Origin of the sequence: Bdellovibrio sp. BCCA (assembly GCF_037996825.1) — a bacterium.
Classification (GTDB): Bacteria; Bdellovibrionota; Bdellovibrionia; order Bdellovibrionales; family Bdellovibrionaceae; genus Bdellovibrio.
Genome location: NZ_JBBNAC010000001.1, coordinates 2,128,674 through 2,154,123 on the forward strand (window position 1 = coordinate 2,128,674; position 25,450 = coordinate 2,154,123).

Genomic DNA, 25,450 nt, shown 5'->3' on the forward strand with positions numbered 1-25,450 from the left:
CTCATTGATAGATCTCCTCATTCAAAAAAAGCAGAAATAAATAGCAAGGAGATGCTATGGATACGCTGTGTGCCACCCATGATCTTTTGGTCTTTTCACACCTGCGCTGGGACCTTGTGTTTCAACGGCCACAACATCTGATGAGCCGCTTTGCAAACCATCGCCGAGTTTTTTTCATTGAAGAACCCGTGATTGAGAATATCACTGAACCTTACTTAAGCCTTAAAGAAGAGTCTCCGGGTCTTTGTGTGGTCATCCCCCACCTACCTTTGAAGATTTCAAACCGTGAGCGCGACGACATGTCACGGGGACTTCTGGACGAGATGATTCAAGGAGAAAATATCAAAAACTTCAGTATTTGGTATTACACTCCAATGGCCTTAAACTTTTCTGACCATCTCGTCGGACAAGTTACTATTTATGACTGTGTTGATGATCTTGTTAACTTCTCACAAACAATGGCGGAAAAAGAAACCGCCTTACTTCGGCGGGCGGACCTTGTCTTCACAGGAGGGAACTCTGTTTATGAAGAAAAGAAACAAAAGCACAAAAGGGTTCACTCATTTCCAAGTGCCATCGACACGACTCATTTTTCAAAGGCGCGATTCGCTTTAACGGATCCGGAGGACCAGGAAAATCTACCGCGTCCCCGCATCGGTTTTGTCGGCGGCATCGACGGTCGCATGAATTTTTCGCTATTAGAAAATATCGCGGCCTTACGCCCGGAGTGGCAGTTCATTTTATTGGGACAAGTCGCAAAAACGGTTCAAGACATATTGCCGAAGAAAGAAAATATTCATTATTTGGGAATGAAACGTTATGCGGATCTTCCTTTTTACATGAGCTCGTGGAATTGCGCGATGGTTCCCCTAGCTAAACATGAAAGCATCCGTTTTGCGTACTCTACAAAAATTTCCGAATACCTGGCGGCGGGTCTTCCTGTTGTCACAACGTCTATTGCGGAAACTCGAATATATCACGGCAAAAATCTTTTAGCAGTCGCCGACGATGCCGAAAATTTTGTCAAAGCTCTGGATATCGTTCTTGCGGAAAAACCCTCTTCGCAACGAATTAAAAGTGTCGATGAATTCTTAAAAAACGCTTCTTGGGATCACACTTGGGAGCGGATGTCTCTTTTAGAAATCGACGCTCTGACAAGAAAAAAAGGTTTTTCTCCTCTATTAGCCGAAGGACTGCAAACGAGTTTTAACACTGCCAGAGGCGCAAAGTGAACACGTTAAAAATTGGCGCAGGCATTGAAATTCCGTTACAAGCCGACTATTTAAAACAGCTTGCAACCGCCAAAATTGAAAAAGTCTGCTGCCCTTTTTATTTTTCCTTGAATCCAGATTTCGCCTACCTATGTTCCAGATCTGGTGAACACCAGTCTGGAACTTTTGATTGATAAAGAGTCGGGTATCGTTCACTTAGCCAACGAGGGAAAAATGTCCTGGTTCGAACTGGCGTCCCTTGCGCACAAACAATCGGGTTTCAACAAACATGCCTTTTTGATTTCTTGCACCCACGATTGCCTCAATTTCCGTGCGCGGCGACCTTTGAACAGCAGTCTTGTCAGCGACAGAATTAAAAGTCTTCCTGCTGTGGAGCAGGCTACGTTCGACTTTCTTAAAAATCGTCAGCACTTTTAGTTCACAATTTGTTTTATGAATAACAAACCGATTTCTTTCTTTTATTCCGCTAGAGTGAAACAAGGAGGATATTTCCATGAATAAAAACACCCAAAATCAAAACCGTACAACAAACAAAGATAATGTTTCTAAATCATCTACCACACAAAGATCCGGAGGCACGGATAAAGAAAATTCACAGAATCAGAACCGCAGTGAACGTAACAAGAATACTGAAAACAGATAATTTTTTATAAAGACTTAACAAGGACTCCGGATAAATCCGGTTTTTATTGATAAAGGAGGAACTATGGCAACAAGAGGATCATCCCGCAGGGGGTCCCAAGGCTATTCGCAAAACGAAGATCGCAATCGTGGCTATGGCTACGGCAGCGAAAGAGGATCACAATCACAATATGGTTCTCAGTATGGTGGACGCGGCACTCGCTCGACTCAAAACTGGGACCAGGACTATGACGAATATCCAAGTCGTGGAAGCTATCAGGGCGAATCTTATCGCGGTTCTGAAGGACGCAGAACTAGCGGTCGGTACAGTCAAGGCGGCGTAGGTGGCGGTGGTTACTCCGATAGAGAGCGTGGCTACGGACGAGGCAGCAGCTACCAAGGAGAAGGCTACAATCAAGGTTACGGGAGAGGCTTTAACGAATACGAAGGTCGTAACTATCGTGGCGGCCAAGAAAGCAGCTCCCGCCGAGGCTTGTCTTCTCGTGGCTCACAAAATCAGGACTGGTATGAAGACGAAGACCTTTATGATAGAGACAACGATTACAATGAGGATGAAGAACTGCAAGCCGGTTCTCGAGACTACGATGAAGATTACGATACAGACAATGACGAAGACTATGGAAGAAGCTCTTACCGTAATCAAAACTATCGTTAGAATGTCAGAGATAATCCACAGAAATTTTTCTGTGGATTATCTCTTTTTATATTAGGCGTGTCTTGAATTTTGAGTGTGACTAACTTGTGAAACTGTATTCAAAAGCAAGGCAATATCTTCATCCAAGGCGCTATCAACCATGCCCAAATAAGTTTGTTTCAAACTTTCCATATTTTCAGCCATTTCTTCGGCGTCATCAGAACTGAAATATCTTTTTGCGGCTTTAAATATCTCACCTTCTTCTTCTTGCACATGGTGATTTACCAATTCAGTTAATACCGTAAATTTAGCCTTCCAAGGCTCTTCGTCTACGGAAATGCGAGAAAGTTCATTGAGCACTAAAGCAACAACGTGATGCTCTTCCTCACCTTCCCAAGCCAGCTCCTCGCCTTCTTCTTCCGTGATCATCTTTAAAGGTTGATAGAAAACTTCTGCCTCTGCCTTAGAATGCGCTGTGAGTTGGTCTCGCACCTCTGAAAATAGGCTTTCTACTTCATCGAAATCTTCTTCTTCCAGTGCGTTTTCGATTTTATGAAAAAGTGATTTAACTTCTTTGTGATCTTTTTTAAGCAGTTCGTATATCTCCATAAATCCTCCTCGCAAGTCTTCTTTTTATAGGGTAATAGAGTCCGGAGAAAGCCCCAACCGCTCCTGACAAGTCTCGAAATTTACAATGACCGAAGTCGAGATGCACAGGCATCCGACACGTTTCCGAAATGTATCTCGGCCATTTTTTGCCACAGTTGTTGAAATTTTCGTTCGGACTCCAGCAAACTGGACATGTCGGAAAAGGAGGACGGAAGATGAGAAGACCTGGAAGAAAACATATTAAAGATTCCGAACGAGATCATCCAAATCCTAGTTATCAAACGAAGCGCCAAAACCTGCGACAAGATAACACTCGAGATCGCGAAAGTTTTCGGCGTGAGGATCTAGGTTTCACGAATCGTGATACCCGGGGTTATGATTATCAGCATAAAAACAAGTATTAAATCTAAAACACATAGGAGGCAGTTATGAGTAAAAATACCCAAAACCCTAATCAAAATCAGTCCAGCAACACTTCTTCTCAAAGAGACAGCAGTCAACAAAGAGACTCAATGAATCCTAATAAAAAAGACACTGGAAGATCTGATAGCTCTTCTAGCTCAAGTTCAGGCAATAAAAGCGGCGGTCAACAAAATAGATAATGATTATTTAGAAAAAGAAAACGAGGCGCCCCCTCGTTTTCTTTTTTTTCAATGATGTGCATGACGTCTGGTTTCCCAGCCCTTCTTCGCGGCTCTAGAACGTGCAGCGTGAGAACTTTTCGATGACGATGCCTTTTTCTTCACACTTTTACCGGCACCACCGGTTTCTTTGTTCGTTGTTGCCCACCCGATCTGTGCGGCTCGTTTTGCGGAGTAGCCTCGTTTCTTGGCGCTCTCTTCAATATGATGAGCCATGCGCTTTTGTTTGCTGCTGTATTTCTCTTTTGATCCTTGCGGCATAATTCCTCCTATTTGTTTTGGTTGTTCTGATTGTTTTGATTTTCACCGCTGTTATAAGTATCGTTTAACCCGGACTTTGAAGAGTTTGAAACTCCGCTCGAGTTGGCCTTGCTGGTTTTTTTGTGACGCATTTTCTTTTTATGTTTACGACCCGACGGATTGTTCTGTTTATCACTTTGATAACTCTCTGTTGTTGCGGGGATGGATTCCGGTTCCGAGCTTTGTGCAAAAGCCCCAAGGGAAAAAAAAACAAATTAAAATCATCACGATCTTTTTCATGGTCCCCTCCTTTTCTTTTTAGTATATGCGGTTGCCTATTTTTTCACCAAAGGAGAAAAAACAGTTCGTTGAGTAGCAGCAAAGTTCGAGCGTTTCTCCTAAGTAATGTCTGAATATAACACCACGATACTTTTGTTTTTGTGCATCTTCAGAGCAGAAGTTTTGAAAACTTGTGAAGGGTTTGGCATCAATATCATCTCGAAAAAAATCTTGAAACTGAAGGAGTCGTTATGAGTGATAAAAAAATCCGCTATGCGGTTGTTGGGCTGGGAAATATTGCACAGGTGGCGGTTCTTCCTGCTTTCAAAGGTGCGAGCGCAAATTCTGAGCTCACGGCCCTGGTTTCGGGCGATGACGACAAGCTAAAAACTTTGGGAAAGAAATATAAAGTCAAAAATCTTTATAACTATCGGGATTTTGATAAATGTCTTCACAGCGGAGAAATCGACGCTGTTTATATTGCAACTCCTAACGTAAATCACCACGGGTTTGCAGTAGAGGCAGCACGTGCCGGCATTCATATCTTGACGGAAAAACCAATGGCCCTGACCGAAGACGATTGCATTTCGATGCTCGAAGAAGCCGAAGACAACAATGTTAAACTCATGGTTGCCTACCGCTTGCATTTTGATCCTGCCAATTTACAAGCCATCGAAACAGCCAGGAACGGAAAATTAGGTGAACTAAGAATCTTTAATTCAACTTTCACCTATCAAGTGACAGATCCCAATAACATTCGTCTAAAGTACGATATGGGTGGCGGGCCTCTCTATGATATTGGCACTTATTGTATCAACGCCGCGAGATACCTTTTCCAGGACGAGCCGGTGGAGGTTTTTGCCACAGCTCTCAGCAATCCGCGCGATGAACGATTCTCCGAGGTTGAGGAAATGGCGGCTGTCACTTTGCGCTTCCGTAAAGCACGACTTGCTAACTTCGTCGTGAGCTTCGGAGCTGCAGCGACGGCAGCATATGACCTAATCGGCTCAGAAGGTTCCCTGCGTTTAGAGCACGCCTACGAATATGCGGATGACATGAAGATGACAACAACGATAGACGAAAAAGATACGGTCAAACGTTTTAAAAAACATGATCAGTTCGCTCCGGAGATTGAATATTTCTCTAAATGCATTCTTAACAACGAAGATCCGGAACCTTCGGCATTAGAAGGACTCTATGATATTCGAATCATCAACGCTATTTTCGAATCAGCAAGAACCAAGCGTTCGGTCAAACTGGATTATGTTACTAAAAAGAATCGTCCAGACATTGGCCAAAGTGTAAAAAAACCAGCTCACGGAAAACCAGAAACAATTCACGCTCCGAGTCCTCATGATTGAGGCTCAAGGAGGACCCCATGAAAATTCTCTGTGCAGACTCCGATCTTTTGGTGTTTTCCCATGTGAGCTGGAACTCTGAGTTTCAACGTCCACAACATCTTATGACTCGATACGCGCGTTATCGTCGGGTGTTTTTTGTTGAGCCTCTTTCCTATGAAAACCATGAAGATCCATTTTTAGATCTTCATGTTCTGGAAGAAAGGCTCTGCATTGTCACCCCTCACTTGGCGAGATCTCTTTCCAAAGAACAGAACCATGAAATCATGACGGTTCTTCTTTTGGGATTGATCAACTCCGCCTCTATTGAGAACTATTCATGCTGGTACTATGATCCGCAGGCATTGGCTTTCAGTGACAGATTAACCCCCGACTTTATTGTGTATGACTGCGTAAAGCCATTGGTAGATTCCGAAGGAAAGAGTTCTTTTACAGGCGAGATGGAAAAAAATTTATTGAAGAAAGCGGATCTGGTTGTCAACGGCAACCCCGTCCCCCCGGAGGGAAACGGCTTTCGCAAAGCCCGGGAGTTTATTCTAGACCCGGAGGACCAAAAGCACATTGATTTTCCCAGGCTCGGCTTTGTTGGAATCATCGATGAGCGCGTGGACTTAAGTTTTCTTAAAGAAGTGGCTCTTCTAAAACCACAGTGGCAGTTTGTTTTAATTGGTCCCATTGTGCAGATCAATGCCGCCGACCTTCCTGTAGAAAACAATATTCATTATTTAGGAACAAAAAAATACAACGAGCTGGCACCCTACCTTAGCAATTGGGATTGTGCCATTCTGCCACTTCGAAAAACCGAGTTGGCCCAATACACAAGTCCAATGAGAATTCCTGAATATCTAGCGGCAGGACTTCCGATTGTTTCAATGGCATTTTTTAATACCTTGGAACCATATAAGAAAAATCATCTTATCAAAGTAGCCCACACCCCAGATGAATTCATTCACAAGGTGGAATCCCTGCTACCTTTTAAGAACAATGTAGAACACCGACAAAAAATCGATCACTTCTTTGAAGAAATGTCCTGGGAAGAAACCTGGAAAAGTATGGCCCAGTTGGAAATCGATCTTCTTGCGAACAAAGCCCTGACCCAACAATTGGCGAGTCAAAAATCGAATAATAACAACCGAAGTATTTTTAAATCCTAATCTTTAAAAAAGGAGATTCTCTTGGCAACCAAACTCAGCGGAAAAAAGAAATCCAAATCGGCAACTAAACGCACACGTCAAAAAGACGCCGCCCATCCATTCGCAGAATATCCGGGATTTGCGGAAGACTATGACTTTGAGGCACCTCACCGTCACAGTGGGCCTTACCTGCGCTCTGTGGAAGACAATGTCTCTCACTCTCCTCGCACCTCACAAGGACCGCGTCGCGACCGTCAAACCGGCCGGGAAGCACCCTACTTCACACAAGGTCGCCGTAATTCTTCAGATCATGAAGAGATGAGTTTCGGAAGCTCAGAACGCCCCCTACGCTCTTTGCGTCGAACCAAAGTAGATACGCGAGACCGATCTCCACGAGCCCGCCGAGAGCCGCCTCGTCACTAACATGACCACCATTGTTCTGCTGATCCAGGGATTGTTTTACTTTGCCACAGGTGTATGGCCGCTTCTGCATTATAAATCTTTTTCGGCCATACTCGGTCTTCTTTTATTTTATTCCAATCGTGGAGAAACATATTGAAATACCAACACTCAGAAACAGAAAATCTGAAGGACGAAATCACGCATATCGAAAGTGAGACGCGAATGATTTTGCCGGGCGTTCAGACGTTGTTCGGCTTTCAACTTGTCACCGTTTTCAACGATCGCTTTGCAATTACATTAAATTACAACGAACAAGTTCTGCACTGGGGCGCTATTGCGTGCTCGGCGGTATCTGCGATCCTCGTTATTTCACCTGCCGCTTATCACCGACTGGCCGAACCGCATACGGCTTCCCGGCGTTTCACCCATTTTAGCAATCTGTGGCTGAAAAGTTCGCTCTTCCCTTTGGCTCTGGGGTGTGTGATAGATTTTTTTTTGATCGGAATCGCCATCACTAAAAATTACGTTGTCAGTGGTATCGTGAGTTCGATTCTTTTTATTGGTTTTATCACTGCTTGGTATATTTTTCCTTTGTTAATAAGACGCAAACTTCCCTGATAAAGTACAAGTTGATTTTGCTATTCCTGAATATAACTTTGATTTGTTCAACAAAAGGAGATTTTATGAATTTATTTAGAGCTGTTTTAGCATCACTAGTTATTGTATTTTCTGCTGTTCACGCGTGGGCTTTATCCGATTCAGAAATCGCTGAAGTTCTTATGACCGCCAATGAAGCGGAGATTGACGCCGGCAAAGTTGCAAAATCCAAAGCGGCGGATAAAACCGTGAAAGACTTTGCTGAACACATGGTCTCAGAGCATGAAGAAAATAAAAAAGAAGGTAAGAAAATCACCAAGGATGAAAAGATCAGTACAAAATCCAACGACACTGCGAAAGACCTGAAAAAGGACGCCAAAGAAAAGCTTTCTGATCTTAAGAAAAGGAAAGGCAAAGACTTCGATTTGGCTTACATTCAAAACCAAATCAATATGCACCAACAACTTCTGACAGACCTTGAACAAAAGTACATTCCACAAGCACAGAATCCTCAGTTTAAAAACTTCTTGAACGAAACTAAGACACACGTCGAACAACACCTCGCAAAAGCCAAAGAAGTCGAAGCGACTCTGACCAAGTAAGCGAATTCTTCTTGAAGAGAAAAAAGTCCCGGCTCTCGCCGGGACTTTTATTTAAGAGGCTCCGTTTTTTGGTCGCTAACGGCACCCGGAAAGATACCTTTTTACTTTAAGTCCCGTCATCTGCACATGCTTTCCCGTCGTACGCAATCAGAGCCACTATTTTTTAAGACTTCCGCATCAAAAACCTCTTTCTTTACCCATTTTGCAGCAAAGGAGGGATTTAAGGAAGGTCGAATTGCCCCTTGATCTTGAGGATCAATTTTGAAATAACAGATTAATGAAACAATTTAGAAATCTGTTCGGGCTCTGGATCATTTTAGTTCTTTGTGCATCTTGTTCACACAAAGGGGCTTCTCATTATAATAGTTTTCCAAAAACGGCGGCAACTCCCTATCAAGAAGCCGTTTTAGATTTTTATTCGACGAAAGACCCTTACGGAGAGTTCTCAAACTTTGCGCTCTTCCCAGTTTTTGTCGATGGCGAATGGTGGCCGACAAGTGAGCACTACTATCAAGCTCACAAATATGAAAATACAGAACTACAAAAATGGGTGCAAAGTGCGCCAACTCCGATGGAAGCAGCCCTTCGAGGACGCGATAAGAACATCGAAAAAAGATCTGACTGGGAACAACGTAAAGATGAATTTATGGAAAAAGCCGTTTGGGATAAATTCACAAGATATCCGGAGCTTGCGGAGCTTTTGCTTTCGACAGGCTCCGCCCGCCTTTACGAACATACAAAAAATGATTGCTACTGGGGTGATTGCGGAGACCGCACAGGGAAAAACAAACTCGGTCTTCTTTTAGAAAAAATTCGTTCGGCCCTGCAAAAATCGACTCCGCTTTGACCTTATTTCGAAATAAGAGTGCCGATTTGACAACTCAAGGATGTTACACCACCTGCACGATCCACTGTTGAGTAGCCAACGAGACTATGTCCACGAGATGGAACTTCTCGTGTAATCACGGTGTGTTCCGTTGGCGAAATAACATGCAAAGCGACCAGCGGGGCATCCACTGAATATGGCACTGAGAAACCAAAACTAAAACCGTTAGCTTCGGCCATCATTTGCACTTCTTCAGAGACAGGTTCGAAGTTTAGAATGAGTGGCGGTAAAAGACTTTGTCTGGATTCTCCGTCAACAGTAGTTCTCATCGTGCAACGAATGAAAATGACAGCATCTTCCTCAGACGCTTGCGCCGTAACAGCAGAACCAAAAGCAGTACAAAAGCAAAAACACGCTACCAAAATAGACTTCATTATTATCTCCTGGGGTGGGATTGTTTTAAGGAGTCATTTTTTAGCACGCGCGTTTTATTTAAGCTCGTTTTATTCCTGTAATACGCTTTTACTTAAGAATATAGCCAAAGTTTCTAACGGTATAAATCAAAGCCGTTGGAAAATCTTTTTCGATTTTCGCTCTCAGTCTGCAAACGAGAACATCTACGACATTTGTTTGAGGATCAAAATCATAGTTCCACACTTCTTTAAGAATCATCTGTTTGCTGATCACTTTTTCAGGATTAGAAACGAACAAATTTAAAAGACGGAATTCACGATCTTGCAAATCAATTATTTTCCCAGCGCGCGTGACTTGTCTTTTTAGACGATTGATTTCCAAATCTTTAAAACCAAGACGGACCGATTCTCTCGTACCCTGCGATCGCCTTACTAAGTTTTTCGTGCGTATTTGCAGCTCCGCCATTGAAAACGGCTTGCAAAGATAATCGTCACAACCTGTACTAAAACCTTTCAGCTTGTCTTCCAAATTTTGATATGCACTTAAGATGAGAATAGGAGTATTCATGCCTTTCTCTCTTAAAGATTGTGCAAAGGTGTATCCGTCCATATCGGGTAAAGATAAATCAAGAACAATAGCATCGTAGTGAGAGCTTGTGGCTCTTTCAAAAGCTCTAAGACCATTCGGCTCAGCGTCCACTGTGGCGCCCGTATTGATTAAACCGTCTGTTACGTGACGTGCAATTTCATAGTCGTCTTCAACAACCAAGTATCTCATTTTATCCCCTCTAATGTTTTGTGAAACATGGTCATATAGGTGAAATGAAAAAATGGATAGTTGAATAAGCTAGATTAAGGATGTTTAATTTCGATCGCCCAATCTTTGACGAAATCCATTTTATTTTTTGAAAGAAACACGGGAATACTAGCGAGCTCGACAAATATAAGGCGGTAACAGTCGATTGATACGGAACTTCCCTGAAGGGTGAATACCGTCGTCCTCTGTACTACACAGATCATTGACGGCACCTTTAATAAAAGCCACCTGAAACTCTGACTCCATATTCTGTGTCGCAACTACAAAGGTTTTAATACCCCAAAGATCGGCGGTAATCTCCCCCATATAGTTCTCAATTTTATTGTGCTTCAGCTCATCCTTTATTGCCATCACGGATTTTAAAGTAGCGCTGTAAGCCTCGGGCATAACACTGAAATCAAAATGGTGAGAGAGCTCGTGGCCCAACGTCATAATCAAGGGAACAAGCTGATACTTTTGCGGAATCTCATAATCTTTGGAAAATTCGATGGAGCCGACAATTTCGCCCGGACAAATGATCACGAACTTTTCGCCTTTTTTATTACTGTCAGCAAAGGCATTATCAAGAAAGTGATTTTTTGTGCAACCCTTATAGATTTTATTGATGTCCGCCGCTGTGGGAGCGCCATCTTCGTCGGGATCAAGATCGTTAAAAGAAATCAAACGGATCTCTTGCAAAAGCTCTTGCATCTTTGCTTTGTTATCATTCGGAATTTCCCTGGAAAGCTCGATCGCTTGTGACAGCTGCGATTTGATTTCCGCAATTCCTAAATCGGTAGGAACATGATTCTGCTTTAAATAGACACGAAATTGTTTGCGTAAAGAAGCATAGAAGACACCCAAGGCTCTTTTGCGTTCAGTCTTCTTTGGCATGTACATGATATCATCCAAGGTAAAAGAGCTAGGACGATTTTTGGAATCATAAAGATATTCGAAGGTCTCATCCAAAGCGCGATCGCTGAGTTTTTTTTCGATGGCCTCGATACGGGCTTCGCGCGTCTTGGCATTTTGTTGTCGCTCACAGACCGTTTTGTAAGGAGCCCCACAGAAGTCTGCCAAGGCGTCGGCCTTGGCTCCCGCTGCTAGAAAAATCAGTAAAGCCATCGTCAATACATGTAAAAAACGCGCCTGTGGTTTCATGACCGTTCTTTTACAGGATTTTTAAAAAATATAAAAAGGCATTTCCAGACAAGTTATTATGCAGTTCCGGGCCGGGAACTTATTACAGTGCGAACCTGATAGTTTTCCCCATGAGCCCTACAACCGGAAACCTGAAGGCTTGCATCGCAGAGGGCTTGGACCACCAACTTGCCTTTTCCTTTCTCAGCCCAATAGGACTCTCCAGGAGAAAGCACGATATCTTGCCCAGTACCCGGTTGGGTAATCCAGAGGCTTCCTGTCAGACACGTGATATCCACGTCCTGTTTTGATCGCGTGTAGATCTCACCTTTTAGTAGCCGGAAATGATCTGTCTTTCGCATAAGGACTCCTGAGATCTAACTTATAACTTTTTCCACAAAGGATACAGATTCAGTTCATATAATTTTTAATGGGTACAGTTTTGTTTTCACTCAATAATGAGTTATATTTGAATCATGACAAACAAAGACCAGCTCCTTTACGAGACAGTAGCCAAAGAAATTGAATCGCAGATCCAAATGGGTGATCTTCGTGTCGGCGAAAAAATCGCCTCTGTGCGAGAGCAAAGCAAACTTTTTAATGTCAGTATCAATACGGTCCTACAAGCTTACGTTCTTCTTGAAAGCCGTGGAGTTATCGAATCTCGCCCTCAATCTGGCTTCTACGTTTCAAAAATAGTGACAACAGAAGAGGTGCGCCCAGAAGCTGACGTCCAAACAAAACCCGCCCCGATTTTAATTCCTGATTTGGTATCAGATCTCTTCGAAGCAGCTGCCAACGATAAGTATGTTCTTTTAGGAGCAGCGTGCTTGTCTCCGGAGCTTCATCCAAACGAAGCCGTGGCCCGTATTACAAGGTCTATCTTAAGAACTCACAGTGATGTGAATGCGAAATATGAATTTACTCCCGGTCATTTGCCTTTAAGACAACAAATCGCAAAGAGGCTTTTACGCACCGGACATAAAGTCAGCGCTTCTGAAGTCACTATTACTAACGGAGCATTGGATTCTCTTCATCTCGCTTTAAGAGCAATCCTTAAACCAGGAGATACGATTCTCATTGAGTCTCCCAATTATTTTGGAATTCTTCAATCTATCGCAAGCCTTGGTTTCAAAGTTATTGAAATTCCCGCCAATGCAAGAACAGGTGTTGATCCGGACGATGTTAAAAGAATTCTCTCCAAATACAAAATCGGTGCGGCTGTTTTGATGCCGAACTTTAATAATCCTCTGGGATCGGTCATACCCGACGTCAATAAGCGAGAGCTTGTTAAAATTTTCAGTAAATTCGGAGTTCCCGTGATTGAAGACGACATCTATGGAGATCTTGCGTTTTCTGGAATTCGTCCCAAACTTCTTCGAGCTTTTGATGAAGAAGGAATTGTGATCTCCTGTTCTTCGTTTTCCAAAACTATTTCTCCGGGGTCCAGAACAGGATGGGCTCTTCCAGGAAAGTTTGAAAAAGAATTTCGTCGCCTGCAATTAAGCAGCACCGTAGGTTCGAATCGCTTGCAGCAATACGTGATCGCTGAGTTTATGGCGACAGGAGCATTTGAAAGATACCTCCGCAAAATTCGACCTGTCTTGCAAGAGCAGCTTCATAGGGTTTCTCAGTCTGTTCTGAAGCACTTTCCGGAAGAAACACGCTTCACACAACCTCAAGGTGGTTTCATGCTTTGGTTGGAGCTTCCTAAAAAATTTGATTCATTGGAGTTGTACAAATCCGCAGCGGCGAAAAAAATCAGTATAGCACCGGGAGTGATTTTTTCTGCCAACGGCAACTACCGCAATTATTTAAGACTGAATTGTGGCAGACTTTGGCGTCCAGAAATTGATGCCGCCATTAAAACTCTTGGCACTTTGGCGAAACAGCAACTTTAAAACTAATCTAAATCAGGATTCCATTTTTCCCAATCCTTTGGAGCATTGGCCTGAAGCTGAAATGTTTGAGCATGTTTCGCTTTTTGTGCCGCAGGCTCCGGCGTGGCAAATTCAATTCCGCCTTTAAGTAAAGCTTCTAGCGAGCTTAATTTTACTTCCGACTTAAAAAGGCCCAACTTCCCTTGAAATCCGGATTTTCTCCAGAAGACGGTATTTTCACGAATTAATTTCGCGTGAACCCACGGTACACGAATATTCACAAAAACTGTCTGTCCGGTTTTTGAAAACGTTACTTTTGCGACAGAGCCGACATTCACGCCCCGATAAAAAACGGGATCTCCTTCTCCGATGGACTCTGCATTTTTAGTCTCTAGTTTAAAGCCCGCTGTTTCGTCTAAGGGATATTTTAAATCGGCCGCTTCACGTCCAGTGAACTCACGCTGCAAATCCCCCGTTCCGGGAAGTGCCCCGATATAGCTTCCTTCCACAAGGGTATCTAATCCACGGACTTCTTCAAAGCTAATGCGCGGCGATTCAATCCAGAATTTCGCTCCGTTTTGCGCAAAACTTTTAGCATCACGATTTAAATCTGCTATCACTTCAATTTTCTTTAGATCCGATGTGATCGTCACATCCTTAACAAGACCAATCTGCACTCCACGAAAACGCACCTCTGTTTTCCCAGGTTTAATCCGCGTCCCTTCATTAAAGTAAATAGTAATGGTAGGTCCCCGGTGACGATAGTAGTTCCAAAACAACCATCCGGCCAACATCACCGCAAAAAGTGGAAACAGCCAAAGATACCAAGTGTCTTTAAGGTTTTTCACGGTCGTTCTCCCAAAGCACTTCCGGATCGAAAAACGCTGAAGAAAGCATCGTAAACACGACCACCAAAGCAAATATTCCAGCACCTACTTCCGGTTCCGCATTAGCCCAATGACCCAGCTTCATAATTGAAACTAAAATCGCGAGTAAAAAGATATCCAGCATCGACCAGCGGCCAATGGCTTCAACAATCAGATACATCTTCGTTTTAAGTTTAAGATTTTTTCCATTCTTCGCAGTGAGTGCTAGGTAAAACAGAATAATCAGTTTAACGAACGGAATGAATGCTTGCCAAAAATACGATGATGGCAACTCCCCACGAACCAGCGTTGCCTAATGACACGATCCCCTGCCAGACCGTGGACGTGCTTTTGTTTCCGTAAATTTCTAAACTGACAAAAGGAAAAAAATTAGCGGGCACATAGAGAATCAACGCCGTCATTGCAAACACCAAAGTTGCATGCGCGGATACGGTGGGAATCCGATTCATAGTCCCACAGCGAGGGCATTCCACAGACCACGATTTTCCTTCTGGAACTGGAAGAAGAGTGCCGCACACTTTGCATCTAGAACGCGATGTCTCAGCCATTCTCGTATCTTATTTATTGATTCGCCGCCGTCACCTCCTTTTCTGCTGTTGATTGTCACTGCTTTTCTCCAAAACTTATGTTTTTTATTTGATTTATCGAAAAAAATTGAAAGAATAATTGAACTCTCGGCGGGAGGTTACCCATGAAGATTCTCTTACTGCTTTCACTTCTTTTTGTCTCGGCATGCACAACTCAAGTTGCTCGCAAGACGCCTGCCGCCACGGTCAAGGCATTGAATGATCTCAACATCGTTGCAGAAAAAGGTGCTAACAAGAACACCACGACTTCTTTGGATATCGTGATGATTTATGATCCGTCAGTAACAGGAACTCTTCCGAGAACGGCGACAGATTGGTTTGCGCGAAAGTACCAATTAATCAACGATATCGCTGGAAGGGTCGAGATCGTTTCTTTACAAATTCCGCCTGGAACATCCGTTCCGGTTCCGTTGCCTGCAAGAATCGTCAACGCTTCCGCTGTCTACGCTTACGTAAACTACCCAAGCAAACCAAACCAACCCGCGACAAATCTTACGCTCTATCAGAAGGCGACGATCTACTTAAAACCGGAAGCTGTTGCGCTGTCGAAGAATTAAATCAGTTTGCCGCCATAACAAAGTCACGCTCTTGACAGATTAGGACACTCGTCCTACATTATTCAAACACTAGGACAAGTGTCCTAATATGAAATTCTAGGTGGCAGTATTTTTATGGCATTAGATAAAACAACTCGACGGCAAATCGTTGAAGCGGCAGATCTGCTTTTCTATCATAGAGGTTTTGAATGCACTTCTTTTGCAGACATCGCCGCGAAAGTGAAAATCTCGCGCGGAAATTTTTATCATCACTTTAAATCCAAAGATGAAATACTTGAAGCAGTCATTGAGTTGCGCCTGGAACGCACCCAAGAAATGCTAAACAATTGGGAATCCATCGGCCAAAACCCGACGGAGCGAATTGGAAAGTTTATTCAAATGCTGATTATGAATCAGGCGAAGATAAAGCTTTATGGCTGTCCCGTGGGAACTCTTTGTACCGAATTAGCAAAAATGGATCATGCTTCCAAATCTCATGCTAATAAACTTATGAGCTTATTTAAAACTTGGCTGAGCGGACAGTTTTTAGCAGCGGGTCGCAAAAAAGATGCTGATGAACTCGCTATGCATCTTTTGTCACGCAGCCAAGGGATTGCGACCTTGGCCAATACTTTTCAGGACGAGAAGTTCATTAAAAATGAGGTTCGTCACATGGAAGAATGGTTGAAAGCCCAAATTGCTTAAATATTTTTCGGAGAGAAACAATAAACTATGAATAATATCGTAACTTCCGCTGATGGAAAAAAGCGTTGCAAATGGTGCGAGTCAGCTCCTGATTTTCTAAAATATCACGACGAAGAATGGGGTTTTCCTGTTCGCGATGATTATCGCTTATTCGAAAAACTAAGTCTTGAGGGTTTTCAATCGGGACTTAGTTGGCGCACAATCCTTGCCAAGCGCGAAAGCTTTCGCACAGCCTTTCATCAATTTGACTTTAACAAGATCGCAAAATTTACGCAGAAAGATGTCACTCGATTATTAAAAGATGAAGGCATTGTCCGCCACAAAGGAAAAATTGAAGCTGTTATTAACAATGCCAAGAAAGCTCAAGAAATCGTTGAACGCCATGGATCTCTTGCTGCTTTTATATGGAGCTTTGAGCCGGACAAAAAAGACCTCGCGAGACCTCAGACCGCTTCCACCTCGGCTGCCTCTATGGCGCTATCCAAGGAATTAAAGAAACAGGGTTGGAAATTTGTTGGCCCCACGACCGTATATGCTTTCATGCAAGCTATGGGTCTTATAAATGATCATGCCGAAGGCTGCATTATTAGAGCTAAAGCAGAAGCTAAGCGGCGAAGTTTTAAAAAGCCATAATCTGGAAATTTGAGCAGCATGATTTCTTTCGCGTTGACTTAAAACAGGTTCAGCTCTAAATTAAGCTTCCTCTAAAGGTGATGTGGCCGAGGGGTTAGGCTCAGCTCTGCAAAAGCTGCTACAGCGGTTCAAATCCGCTCGTCACCTCCAAATTTTTCCTAACACCCAAGACGTTTCAATGCTTCAAATGGCAAATAAGTCGCTTTAAGGGCTTTTTCGACGTGCTTCGGAGTCAGCTTTTCGGCCTTTTCCAAGTCGGCATAGCTTCTTGCGACTCGGAGCGTTGCGAGATCGCGACGACGGGATGCCAATTCTCTTGGGAAAAGTTCCTGCAAATAAAAGCTCGGCAAATCTTGGATAAGTTCTTCCCACTTCCAACGACCTGCTACTTTTGTGAAGCGCGGATCTTTCACGGCCATTTCACTTCGGAAGCCTCTGACATCTTCCAAAGTTTTTAAAATTTCCACTCCAGAAACCACACCACTGAGTTCCCGTTTTTGCGTAAAGAAGATCAATTGAAAACGATCTACCAGTGGCCCCGACAATCTTTCCATATAAGACTGACATTTTTTAAGAGATCTTCCGCACACAACTTTGGCTTGCGGAACCCAATCTCCACACGGACATAAATTTGTTGTCGCAATTACTAAGGCTTCAGCGGGATGCTCTTCGATAAAACGTCCGCGTCGCAAGCGAATGCAAAACTCCTCCATCGGCTCACGCAAAGCTTCTTGCGCGCGAGGATTGAACTCTAACAATTCATCTAAAACTAAAATACCTTTGTGTGCCCTTGTGATCTCACCTTTAAAAGGAGGAACACCCCCACCAATAAGGCCGAGGGGCGACGTTGAATGATGGGGGTGCACCATGGGACGCCAACTTAAGGATTCTCCACCAGAACCTTTGTTGGATTTAATAATTTCATGAAGGTCTTCTTGCGAAGGAGCCTGCAATAACGAAAGCAATGATTTCGCAATGGTGCTTTTGCCCGATCCTGCAGGACCTGCAAGAAGCAACGAGTGCTCGCCGATTGCGACAAGCTTTAACATCTCTGCTTGCCGCTCGGGAAATTCCAGATCTAGACCAAACAAAGGACGTTCAACTTTATATTCTCTTGGCATTCCTGGAAGAATTTTGGGAGAAGCCAAATCACGAAGCTCTGTCAAACGCGCGCGAGTGAAAGGAACTTTGTTTTCTTCGGAGGTCCCCGTCCACACCGTCAGATCTTCCAGAGGATCAAAATCTTCTCGCAGATCATCGGGCTCAAAAACACCCCCATTTAAAGACAACTCTCCATAAACTAATACAGATTCTTCTTGAGGCTTGGGAACTTGTTCACTTTCCCACAAAAGTCCCAAAGCCACCGCCAACTCCAAACCGCGCGAAGATTTTTTCAAATGCGACGGACGAAGATTGACCAGCACTTGTTGAGCTTTCGGAAATTCAAAACCTTGCGAGCGAATCGCACTTTTAATTCGGTGTATGCTTTCTCGAATGGCCTGATCAGGCAAACCTAAGAATTGAATTTGAGGAAGTCCTGGAATGAAGTTCAACTCCACTTCCACAGGAACAAGACGGTCATTTTCGCGAATAAGGGATTGTATTTTCATGCACGGGCGACAAAGCAAAAGTGGGCCCGCAGTTAAAAGAAAAGCAAAGGGCCTCTCACTGAGAGGCCCTTACGAGGTTCGGACAATCTACTTTTCCACTTCCGACATACGCGAAAGAGGATGGTGATCTTCGATTGTTCGTGACATCGTATTGGTGGTCACATTCGTATAAATCTGTGTTGTCTGAATACTTGCGTGTCCCAATAACATTTGAATCGAACGCAAGTCTGCACCACTCTCTAATAAAGCCGTTGCGCATCCATGACGGAATCTGTGCGGATTCACAGGTTCCGGGAAGCCAGCTTTCGCCGACCATGCTGCCAACCATCTCCATACATCCACACGCGAAGGACGGTGCCCGCGATCGTTGATCAAGATAGAGGGAGAATTTTCTTTAACCAAAGCAGGACGGTGCTCTTTCAAATAAGCCGTGAGATTTTCAGCCAGCTTTTCAGTTAAAGGAACCAAACGTTCTTTGCTTCCTTTACCGAGAACTTTAATCCAACGGTCTGTCGCATTGAAATCAACAACATTTAACGCAATCAACTCAGAAACACGGCAACCCAATCCATACAAAAACAACAACGTCAGTTGATTGCGCGCTGTTTTCACAGCATCTTGCACTTCGGCCGCATCAAACAACTGTTGAAACTCTTGCGGAGTCAAAACTTTTGGAAGACCCACTTTCACTTTCGGTGGACGAAGCTCACGCAGCTCTTCGCACTTCATTCCGCGCGTCTCACAGAACTTAAAGTAAGTTCTCAGAGAAGAAATCACGCGGGCTTGCGAACGTGTCGAGAGTTTATTTTTTTTCATAAACTCATAAAAGCCACTGACTGATTTATTGGTTTTACGATACTCGATATAGAGTTCCAGGTCGCGGCGATATGCCATCACCGTATTCTGGGAACGTCCTCGTACATTTTGCAGCTCATCAAAGAAGTCGATCCAAAGAGGTAATTCCATACTTCTTATTAGACCTAGACTTTCCTCTAAGCGCAAGAGCAAAGATAAAAATAAAAAACCCCGGTTTTTACGCCGGGGCTTGGTGATTCATTTTCAAGATCTTGTTAGTTGAAAATTCCGTAGAAAGTTTGTGAGCAGTTGTAACCGTTCACTCTTAGAACCGTCACCTTCGCATAAAGTCTTTGACCTGAGGAAGTCAAAAGGCCGCCCGCCATCATTGGATCTGGAGAGTCTACACGCATTTCAATAGAACCTGTTGTTGTCAAAAGAGTAGGTACTACGATATCGCCACCAGCAAATCCCATTTGACCCACAGAGTACGTTTGCAATGCATAAGTGCCAGGTTGGATCACGCATGAAGGATTGTAAGGGTCGATCTCTTGTCTTGCTACGACCATTTGTCCCTGCATCGCGATAGGTCCCTCGTAGTTGCGATAGTTATTACCTGATGCATTAGGAGTGATGCGTGTTGATTGACCAACCAATTGCATGTTTGAGAACGTGATATTTCCGTTCGCACTTTGCATTTGGAAAGTTGTCAAAACAACAGGAGTCGGGATAGAGCCCGCGCAGTTTGTGCATCCACTTCCGTAAATTGGAGGAACCACTGCACCACCGCCGCCACCGCCGTTGTTACAAGCCGCCAAAGCGAGAACCATTCCCAGCGCTGCGAAAGCTCGTAAGATGTACTTTGCTGGAAAACTTAAAGTTTTATAGTTAAGTCTTTCCATTTTTCTTCTCCTAGTAATTCCGGGTTAAAAATCTTTCGTAAATCTTTGTTAAATCGTTATTTAAGCTGCTTCAGCCTGCGCGCCATCCGGCGCTCCGGCACTGCCCGCTACCGCGGCGCCGACTACTTCATAGCTGCCGCTTTATCCAATCCGCTGAAAGTTCCCAACAATCTGTAGCCGTCACCTGGGTATGGAGTGTTTTTGTTGATCACAGCTGAAGCGCGGCAGTTGTAAGGACCTTCGTAGATGTACCAGCATTTTCTGTAAGGTGATTGTTGAGCGTAAGATTGCGCGAAGTTTTTGTAGTACACGCGACCTGACACTGCACCTGAACCTTGAGCGTCACCTTGATTGATATAGTTATCGAATACTAGAACGATCGCACCGTAAGCATCTTGGAAGAAAGCTGAGAAGTAGTACTTACCGTTGATGATAAACCATCTGTTGAATTCAGCTTCCATAAGGCCCGCGTCTTTCAACTTATACATATCAACGTTAGTGCCTGAACCGGCTTCAAAACGACCTTCATAGTTGTAACCAGTATCTACGTAAGAGATTTTCACTGAACCTGCATAACGACCGTTTCCAGCGTTTTGCAAATCCACAGTCAACTTGAAGTTGGATGGATTGTTCAATGGATGCATTGCTACGTAAGAGTTAAATTCAGCAATAGATACCGGAGTGAAGTTCACTGTATTAGAACCTGTTGAAGAACCCGTTGAAGTTCCTGAACCAGGACCTTCTGGAGAAACAGGTGTTGAACCATCATTAGTGATTGGCTGATAAACTCCGTTTGCAGAGTTTGTTTGGAACTCATTGCTCTTACCGCAACCAACACCTGCAAGTGCAAACACTGCTAGAAGGAAGATCAGTTTTGAGTTGAATGTTTTCATATCAGCCTCTCTTTAAGAAGTTCGGTTTTAAAAAGAACCTCTCACCAAGACTCTATTGCGATGCCTGTGCCAACCTTGCCTAACCCACATAACCCTCTGAAACCACGGATCTTTTATGAGGTTTCTCAGGGTGACACAAATGGGGGTTGAGCGTCTAATGTCTGCGGAAGGAGCGCAAAAAGGGCACACAGTCACATCTTGAGACATCTAAAAGTTCGACAAAAAACTAAATATTAGAGATCTTTCCTCGGTTTATCTCAAAACCCGCCGCTGAAAATTAGAGTTTTTCGAACAGCAACACTTAATTTTTTCAGCTCCATATAAAATCTCAAATTTTTAACGATAATAACTAGGTATGCTAAGGAGTCGAATTGCTTCCAGATCAACATGAAGACTTGAAAAACCAAAGAGGTTCCATTCTCGTCTACGTCCTCGTGATGATTGCGGCGCTTTCTATTTTTAGTATTTCGTTTAGCAGCACCATCACGAATCTTCAGAAGCATGTGTCTCATTCTAAGACTTCCATCAATACGAATTTCGACTTAACTCAAATGGTCCGCCTGATAAAGCTACCTAACGGGTTGGCGGAATCGGCAGGACTTGCCGACAATAGTTTACTCTACACTTGTCTTAATGGTGGAACGACATCAACCTGTGCAGAGAATTGCTGCGTTCACGGAACCACTGCAGGATTTTATTATGTGGACCCTTCTGACACCAACACCAACGTTTCACTTAAAAGAAAACTTCTCGGCCCACAGAGTGCTCCGACGTCCTATTATTTCAACGGAGCTCCTTGTACACCGACGGCCAACAACTCGGCCGAATGTGCTTATAGCCTTTGGGGGACCTTTACAACGGTGTGTCCCGGAGGCTCCGCAACATGCGAGCACGCAGAGCATTTAAAAATTTCCGTTCATTTGCGCGCCAATCCGAAGGCCTTTACCAATCAAGTTTTGATGAAGGATCAAGATGTGGATTTTATCTACTTCAATGATCGCAACTACAAACCTTCCATCGTTCCGATTCCAGATGTGACCCTTTATCTGGGCGACGGGATAGACAAAGAAGTTTCTGTTCTCGGTGACTCAGGCAATCCGTCCGAAATCCAAAATTTTGTTTTCACTAAATGTATTAGCGAAAATCCAGGAACAGTTCAACTCACGACTCCCGCAGATCAACCCTTCAGCGGAGGAGTTGCGAAAATCAGACTCAAGGCCCTAGCACAGGGCGACGCAAAAATCACAATGCAAATCAGCGACGGCGCCCTTGAGAATAATCTTTCCAAAGAATATTCATTGAATGTCAAAGTCATTCCAGGAGTTTCACCGCCATGAAAACTTCTTTAACCACCACTCAAAAAGGTTTTACTCTTGTTGAAATCCTCGTCGCCCTGGGAGTTTTCAGTTTTGTCGTCACAGGAGTGATGTCTTTCTCGGCCTGGATTATTCGCTCTGTGCAAACAGAAGCCTCGAAGTCCGATCGAAACGTTGAAAATCTTGAAATGCTAAAACTCTTCACGCAGCCCGTTTATTTTGGCGCTTTAAGCAAGTACCCGGACAATGCGCAACTCAAGTCCTGCATGACAACGGACACCGTAGAGTGCGACAGCAGCGTAGAGTATTCTGTAAATCCTTTCGACTTAGCGACGAATCAACCGTTGGGCTTAGCCAGCGGTTCGGTAGATCCTACAATCAAAGATCAGATTTTCTTTAAAGTTCACTGCCCCAACAATGCATTGAAATGTGATAAAGCAGACTACTTCACGGTGATTGTGAAAACGTACTTCGATCAACACGGAATTAGTTTTTCTAGCATTGAAAAACAAGGTGTCGTGGTTCCCGAGTTTAACAATGTTGTGACCTATGTACCCGATGCGACTTTAGCACCGGGGCGTCCCATCAACGTCCTTTTGTTTTTGGATAACTCTAACAGTATGGCTTTTGCAAAAGATCAAATTAAGGATGCTTTGGATGCGCTTATAAATAAGATTTCTAAGATGGATGTCACTTTGGGGATTTATACGTTAAGCACGTCCTCATATTCAAAACCATCTTATTATTACTATGACAGCGATGGTCAGCAAGTCTTCATGACCGCGCCCCCTAAAACTCCTGGATTTGTTTACTACGAATTAGATACCGCCATAGCCACTTACCCATCCCGATACACAAATCAAGATCCGTCATATCTTCTCACCTCGCTCGGTTCTTCCTACAGGACCTTCGAATTCCTCTCAACAGATTCCGACACCGTTAGAGCCACCAAAATAAGTGCGGTAAAAAATCTCGTGGAATACTTGCTTGCTAATCCTGGCGCCGGAATGGACACGCCTTTATGTAATTTAGTTCGTCTATTAGAGGCTCCAGGCCCCTTCGCTCCGTTTAATTTTGACTCTATGACTCCCACGGCGATGTTCATTATTTCAAACGAAGACGATGAGTCCAATGCTAAGCCCAGCTACCAGGGCGGTTGCCAAAAATCTGAGACAATAAAATGGACAATAGATCCGGACTACTATCACTATTGGGGAAAAGCACAGACCTATAAAATGGACGTTGAAGCCAATGCCACTATGGACGGAGCTCCCTATCATGCAGCAGTGCCCATTACTTATGAAGTTCCTTACGACGCGACTAAACCCCCGGGCGCGGACTGTCTGACCGATGCAAACTCTAAGATCAGTCAAATTGAAACTGCCTTCGTTAATATTTATTCTGGTTTAGCATGGACATATAAAGTCGGTGACGGTTTCACAATCAAAAAATGCACCGTCGACAATTCCACTACAATACCTATCAGTTTGAGAAACCTGACCCCTCAGGATATCTGTCAGCAAATTGCCAACGGTCAGAAGAAGATGAAGGCCTCTTATGTCGAAGGCAGCTGCTACGAAAACTTTCAACCCGGAGGCTCGGGCGCCACTGGCGGCTACATTAGCACAACCTCATTCTTTTCATCAACAATAGACAATGTCGTTGACACGACTTACGCCGCCATTCAAAAAACTCTGGGCTTGGAAAATCTTTATTACACAGCGGTTGTCCATCCTGATGCCACGACTTGCACGATCACTCCGGGCTCTCAGGTTGGCACCCGCTACATGAATCTTGCAAAAAAACCAGGAGTGAAATCTTCCGTCATTCCGGTGTGTAATACGAGTTATACCGGACAAATGGATAAAATCGTTCAGTGGACCGAAACCCTTGGCGCTAACGATATTCAACTCACGCCTTCTGTGGCCGCCAATATGAGTGGCGTTGAAATCGTCCGATCAGGAGTGACCATAAAACTTATTGCCAATGTGGATTATCAACTTTCCGGAACAATTCTTATTTTCAAAACCGGGCTTCTTCAGCCTAATGATCTGGTAAAGGTGTATTTAAAGTAGCATGCTTAGAGACAACAAAGGACTCTCAGTCATAGAACTTATGGTCGGAATTGGTATCTTGGCTATATCTGCCGTCGTCGTTTTCATGCCTCAGATTGAAATTCAAAAAAGGATTTCTGACGTTGATAAAAAAGCTTCGCGAATTATACAAAACAACGATTTAAAACAAAAAATTCTCGCTACGGAAACGTCCCTTTCTCGAAGTGCTTTAATCTCTCCTGAAAATGATGCTCTTTGTCCCTGCACTCAGGGCGGAAACTTTTTTTCCAATTCCACCAAGGTCTGCTTCCGAAGCCAGTGTCAGGCCAATCAAGATGTCTATTTTTCTTTCTTCGATCCCAAGGCGACGTCTCTGACTCGGCTCAGTGGAACAATGGCAGCTCCTGTCTATTACTCAAAATCGGGGGAGCCTTGTCCTAACTCCGCAGCTCCGCCGGGAAGCGATCCTGAAAAAATCTGTGGGTACAAAGCAGTTACAAAATACAGAGCCCACTGCCCTGGAGACCTATCCGCTTGTGACCATGCGGACTATCTCATTTTGACACTGGAGCTTTTTCCTTTGGAAGCTGGATCACAGCTTAAGTACGAAAAGACTCAGTTCATTTATTCAGTTCCTTTAAATTACAAACCTATCATCGCGGCGATTTCCGATCTTTCGCTAAACGTGGCCGAACAGAAAAAAATCGCCGTCACGGCGGATGCTGGGGACCCTTCAGAAATTCAAAAATTTATCTTTCAGTTATGCGAAAGCCAACAGCCCAACGTGGTCGAGGTTAAATGCTATAAGTTTGTAAATGGAGTGGCTCAAATCATTCTTACTGGAAAAACCCCTGGCACGACCCAAGTCCGTCTGCAGATCAATGACGGCGGGTTTGAAAACAATCTCTCAAATCCTCTCAGCTTCAACGTAACAGTCCCACCACCCCCTCCTTAAAGAGAACTGTCTAAAAGTTCGACGAAAAAATAAATATTTAAGATTTTTCCTCGGCTTACCGAAATGGGATTTGTACAGAATTTATAAAGGAAATAGTCATGACAATCACAGCAACAAACGTATTGATCTTGGGCGCCGTTTTCATGTTTGCAG

The 25,450-nt window shown here is 43.8% G+C and carries 30 protein-coding genes, 1 tRNA gene and 1 pseudogene; 20 read left to right on the forward strand and 12 right to left on the reverse strand.

The genetic code is table 11. The annotated features are described in order from the left end of the window. Window positions 1-56 precede the first annotated feature (56 nt). From AAAA78_RS10545 to AAAA78_RS10565, 5 genes are all read left to right on the forward strand, one after another. On the forward strand, window positions 57-1,232 hold the full coding sequence (locus AAAA78_RS10545) for a glycosyltransferase (RefSeq protein ID WP_340591997.1): 1,176 nt from the start codon (window positions 57-59) through the stop codon (window positions 1,230-1,232). Further along, a complete protein-coding gene (locus AAAA78_RS10550) occupies window positions 1,229-1,405 on the forward strand; it encodes a hypothetical protein (protein ID WP_340591998.1) in 177 nt (58 codons plus the stop codon). The genes AAAA78_RS10545 and AAAA78_RS10550 overlap by 4 nt, the downstream gene beginning before the upstream one ends. Then, window positions 1,377-1,649, forward strand: coding sequence for a sugar nucleotide-binding protein (locus tag AAAA78_RS19690; RefSeq protein ID WP_445291979.1), 273 nt, complete (start codon window positions 1,377-1,379; stop codon window positions 1,647-1,649). Before AAAA78_RS10550 ends, AAAA78_RS19690 begins: the two co-directional genes overlap by 29 nt. Window positions 1,650-1,725: 76 nt before the next feature. After that, window positions 1,726-1,875, forward strand: coding sequence for a hypothetical protein (locus AAAA78_RS10560; protein WP_340592000.1), 150 nt, complete (start codon window positions 1,726-1,728; stop codon window positions 1,873-1,875). 63 nt (window positions 1,876-1,938) lie between these two features. After that, entirely contained in the window at window positions 1,939-2,529 is a 591-nt protein-coding gene (locus tag AAAA78_RS10565; RefSeq protein WP_340592001.1) for a hypothetical protein, read from the forward strand. A 51-nt stretch (window positions 2,530-2,580) separates the two neighbouring features. Here AAAA78_RS10565 and AAAA78_RS10570 read toward each other — a convergent pair whose 3' ends face one another. After that, entirely contained in the window at window positions 2,581-3,117 is a 537-nt protein-coding gene (locus AAAA78_RS10570; protein WP_340592002.1) for a hemerythrin domain-containing protein, read from the reverse strand. A 428-nt stretch (window positions 3,118-3,545) separates the two neighbouring features. Between AAAA78_RS10570 and AAAA78_RS10575 the strand changes: the two genes are divergently transcribed. Then, window positions 3,546-3,719, forward strand: coding sequence for a hypothetical protein (locus AAAA78_RS10575; RefSeq protein ID WP_340592003.1), 174 nt, complete (start codon window positions 3,546-3,548; stop codon window positions 3,717-3,719). A gap of 48 nt (window positions 3,720-3,767) precedes the next feature. Here the strand turns inward: AAAA78_RS10575 and AAAA78_RS10580 are convergent, their stop codons facing one another. Then, entirely contained in the window at window positions 3,768-4,019 is a 252-nt protein-coding gene (locus AAAA78_RS10580; RefSeq protein WP_340592004.1) for a hypothetical protein, read from the reverse strand. Window positions 4,020-4,528: 509 nt separating this feature from the next. On the opposite strand from AAAA78_RS10580, the gene AAAA78_RS10585 reads away from it, so the two are divergent. The 6 genes from AAAA78_RS10585 (at window position 4,529) to AAAA78_RS10610 (ending at window position 9,216) form a co-directional block, all read left to right on the forward strand. Continuing rightward, on the forward strand, window positions 4,529-5,638 hold the full coding sequence (locus AAAA78_RS10585; RefSeq protein ID WP_340592005.1) for a Gfo/Idh/MocA family protein: 1,110 nt from the start codon (window positions 4,529-4,531) through the stop codon (window positions 5,636-5,638). 17 nt (window positions 5,639-5,655) lie between these two features. Next, on the forward strand, window positions 5,656-6,789 hold the full coding sequence (locus AAAA78_RS10590; RefSeq protein WP_340592006.1) for a glycosyltransferase: 1,134 nt from the start codon (window positions 5,656-5,658) through the stop codon (window positions 6,787-6,789). Between the two features lie 21 nt (window positions 6,790-6,810). Beyond that, a complete protein-coding gene (locus tag AAAA78_RS10595) occupies window positions 6,811-7,191 on the forward strand; it encodes a hypothetical protein (protein ID WP_340592007.1) in 381 nt (126 codons plus the stop codon). A gap of 132 nt (window positions 7,192-7,323) precedes the next feature. Then, entirely contained in the window at window positions 7,324-7,788 is a 465-nt protein-coding gene (locus tag AAAA78_RS10600) for a DUF6328 family protein (protein ID WP_340592008.1), read from the forward strand. Window positions 7,789-7,853: 65 nt separating this feature from the next. Then, window positions 7,854-8,369 carry a DUF4142 domain-containing protein gene (locus AAAA78_RS10605; RefSeq protein WP_340592009.1) on the forward strand — a complete coding sequence of 172 codons (516 nt, stop codon included), beginning with the start codon at window positions 7,854-7,856 and terminating at the stop codon, window positions 8,367-8,369. Window positions 8,370-8,646: 277 nt separating this feature from the next. Then, window positions 8,647-9,216: an NADAR family protein gene (locus AAAA78_RS10610; RefSeq protein ID WP_340592010.1), complete on the forward strand. Its 570-nt coding sequence runs from the start codon at window positions 8,647-8,649 to the stop codon at window positions 9,214-9,216. Window positions 9,217-9,218: 2 nt separating this feature from the next. On the opposite strand, the gene AAAA78_RS10615 is transcribed toward AAAA78_RS10610, so the two are convergent. The 4 genes from AAAA78_RS10615 to AAAA78_RS19695 form a co-directional block, all read right to left on the reverse strand. Beyond that, window positions 9,219-9,629 (reverse strand): hypothetical protein, encoded by a 411-nt coding sequence (locus AAAA78_RS10615; protein ID WP_340592011.1) that lies wholly within the window; start codon window positions 9,627-9,629, stop codon window positions 9,219-9,221. Window positions 9,630-9,717: 88 nt separating this feature from the next. Next, the gene (locus tag AAAA78_RS10620; protein WP_340592012.1) at window positions 9,718-10,386 is read right to left on the reverse strand and encodes a response regulator transcription factor; all 669 of its coding nucleotides are present in this window, start codon (window positions 10,384-10,386) and stop codon (window positions 9,718-9,720) included. Window positions 10,387-10,533: 147 nt separating this feature from the next. Continuing rightward, the gene (locus AAAA78_RS10625; RefSeq protein ID WP_340592013.1) at window positions 10,534-11,565 is read right to left on the reverse strand and encodes a hypothetical protein; all 1,032 of its coding nucleotides are present in this window, start codon (window positions 11,563-11,565) and stop codon (window positions 10,534-10,536) included. 56 nt (window positions 11,566-11,621) lie between these two features. After that, a complete protein-coding gene (locus AAAA78_RS19695; protein WP_445291980.1) occupies window positions 11,622-11,906 on the reverse strand; it encodes a DUF2917 domain-containing protein in 285 nt (94 codons plus the stop codon). A gap of 114 nt (window positions 11,907-12,020) precedes the next feature. Here AAAA78_RS19695 and AAAA78_RS10630 point away from each other — a divergent pair, with 114 nt between their 5' ends. Next, window positions 12,021-13,445 (forward strand): aminotransferase-like domain-containing protein, encoded by a 1,425-nt coding sequence (locus AAAA78_RS10630; protein ID WP_340592014.1) that lies wholly within the window; start codon window positions 12,021-12,023, stop codon window positions 13,443-13,445. A gap of 2 nt (window positions 13,446-13,447) precedes the next feature. On the opposite strand, the gene AAAA78_RS10635 is transcribed toward AAAA78_RS10630, so the two are convergent. Beyond that, window positions 13,448-14,272, reverse strand: coding sequence for an MlaD family protein (locus AAAA78_RS10635; RefSeq protein WP_340592015.1), 825 nt, complete (start codon window positions 14,270-14,272; stop codon window positions 13,448-13,450). Then, a pseudogene (locus tag AAAA78_RS19700) lies at window positions 14,259-14,859 on the reverse strand (paraquat-inducible protein A). The gene AAAA78_RS10635 and the pseudogene AAAA78_RS19700 overlap by 14 nt, the downstream one beginning before the upstream one ends. Before the next feature lie 143 nt (window positions 14,860-15,002). Between AAAA78_RS19700 and AAAA78_RS10650 the strand changes: the two are divergent. From AAAA78_RS10650 to AAAA78_RS10665, 4 genes are all read left to right on the forward strand, one after another. Continuing rightward, window positions 15,003-15,455: a hypothetical protein gene (locus AAAA78_RS10650; protein ID WP_340592018.1), complete on the forward strand. Its 453-nt coding sequence runs from the start codon at window positions 15,003-15,005 to the stop codon at window positions 15,453-15,455. Window positions 15,456-15,569: 114 nt separating this feature from the next. After that, window positions 15,570-16,139, forward strand: a complete 570-nt coding sequence (locus AAAA78_RS10655; RefSeq protein ID WP_340592019.1) for a TetR/AcrR family transcriptional regulator — start codon at window positions 15,570-15,572, stop codon at window positions 16,137-16,139. 27 nt (window positions 16,140-16,166) lie between these two features. Continuing rightward, complete coding sequence (locus tag AAAA78_RS10660) at window positions 16,167-16,772, forward strand: DNA-3-methyladenine glycosylase I (protein ID WP_340592020.1); 606 nt, start codon at window positions 16,167-16,169, stop codon at window positions 16,770-16,772. 76 nt (window positions 16,773-16,848) lie between these two features. Next, window positions 16,849-16,922: transfer RNA gene (locus tag AAAA78_RS10665), tRNA-Cys, on the forward strand. Window positions 16,923-16,930: 8 nt separating this feature from the next. On the opposite strand, the gene AAAA78_RS10670 is transcribed toward AAAA78_RS10665, so the two are convergent. The 4 genes from AAAA78_RS10670 to AAAA78_RS10685 form a co-directional block, all read right to left on the reverse strand. Further along, the gene (locus AAAA78_RS10670; RefSeq protein WP_340592021.1) at window positions 16,931-18,382 is read right to left on the reverse strand and encodes an ATP-binding protein; all 1,452 of its coding nucleotides are present in this window, start codon (window positions 18,380-18,382) and stop codon (window positions 16,931-16,933) included. Between the two features lie 87 nt (window positions 18,383-18,469). Further along, a complete protein-coding gene (locus tag AAAA78_RS10675; RefSeq protein ID WP_340592022.1) occupies window positions 18,470-19,348 on the reverse strand; it encodes a site-specific tyrosine recombinase in 879 nt (292 codons plus the stop codon). Between the two features lie 104 nt (window positions 19,349-19,452). Further along, window positions 19,453-20,079 (reverse strand): hypothetical protein, encoded by a 627-nt coding sequence (locus tag AAAA78_RS10680; protein WP_340592023.1) that lies wholly within the window; start codon window positions 20,077-20,079, stop codon window positions 19,453-19,455. Window positions 20,080-20,201: 122 nt separating this feature from the next. Continuing rightward, window positions 20,202-20,972: a hypothetical protein gene (locus tag AAAA78_RS10685; protein ID WP_340592024.1), complete on the reverse strand. Its 771-nt coding sequence runs from the start codon at window positions 20,970-20,972 to the stop codon at window positions 20,202-20,204. 371 nt (window positions 20,973-21,343) lie between these two features. Between AAAA78_RS10685 and AAAA78_RS10690 the strand changes: the two genes are divergently transcribed. Genes AAAA78_RS10690 through AAAA78_RS10700 form a run of 3 tightly spaced genes read left to right on the forward strand, consistent with a single transcriptional unit; the run spans window position 21,344 to window position 25,297 of the window. Further along, a complete protein-coding gene (locus AAAA78_RS10690; protein WP_340592025.1) occupies window positions 21,344-22,309 on the forward strand; it encodes a hypothetical protein in 966 nt (321 codons plus the stop codon). Next, a complete protein-coding gene (locus tag AAAA78_RS10695; RefSeq protein ID WP_340592027.1) occupies window positions 22,306-24,363 on the forward strand; it encodes a prepilin-type N-terminal cleavage/methylation domain-containing protein in 2,058 nt (685 codons plus the stop codon). The genes AAAA78_RS10690 and AAAA78_RS10695 overlap by 4 nt, the downstream gene beginning before the upstream one ends. Window position 24,364: 1 nt before the next feature. Continuing rightward, complete coding sequence (locus AAAA78_RS10700; protein ID WP_340592028.1) at window positions 24,365-25,297, forward strand: hypothetical protein; 933 nt, start codon at window positions 24,365-24,367, stop codon at window positions 25,295-25,297. Window positions 25,298-25,450: the final 153 nt, after the last annotated feature.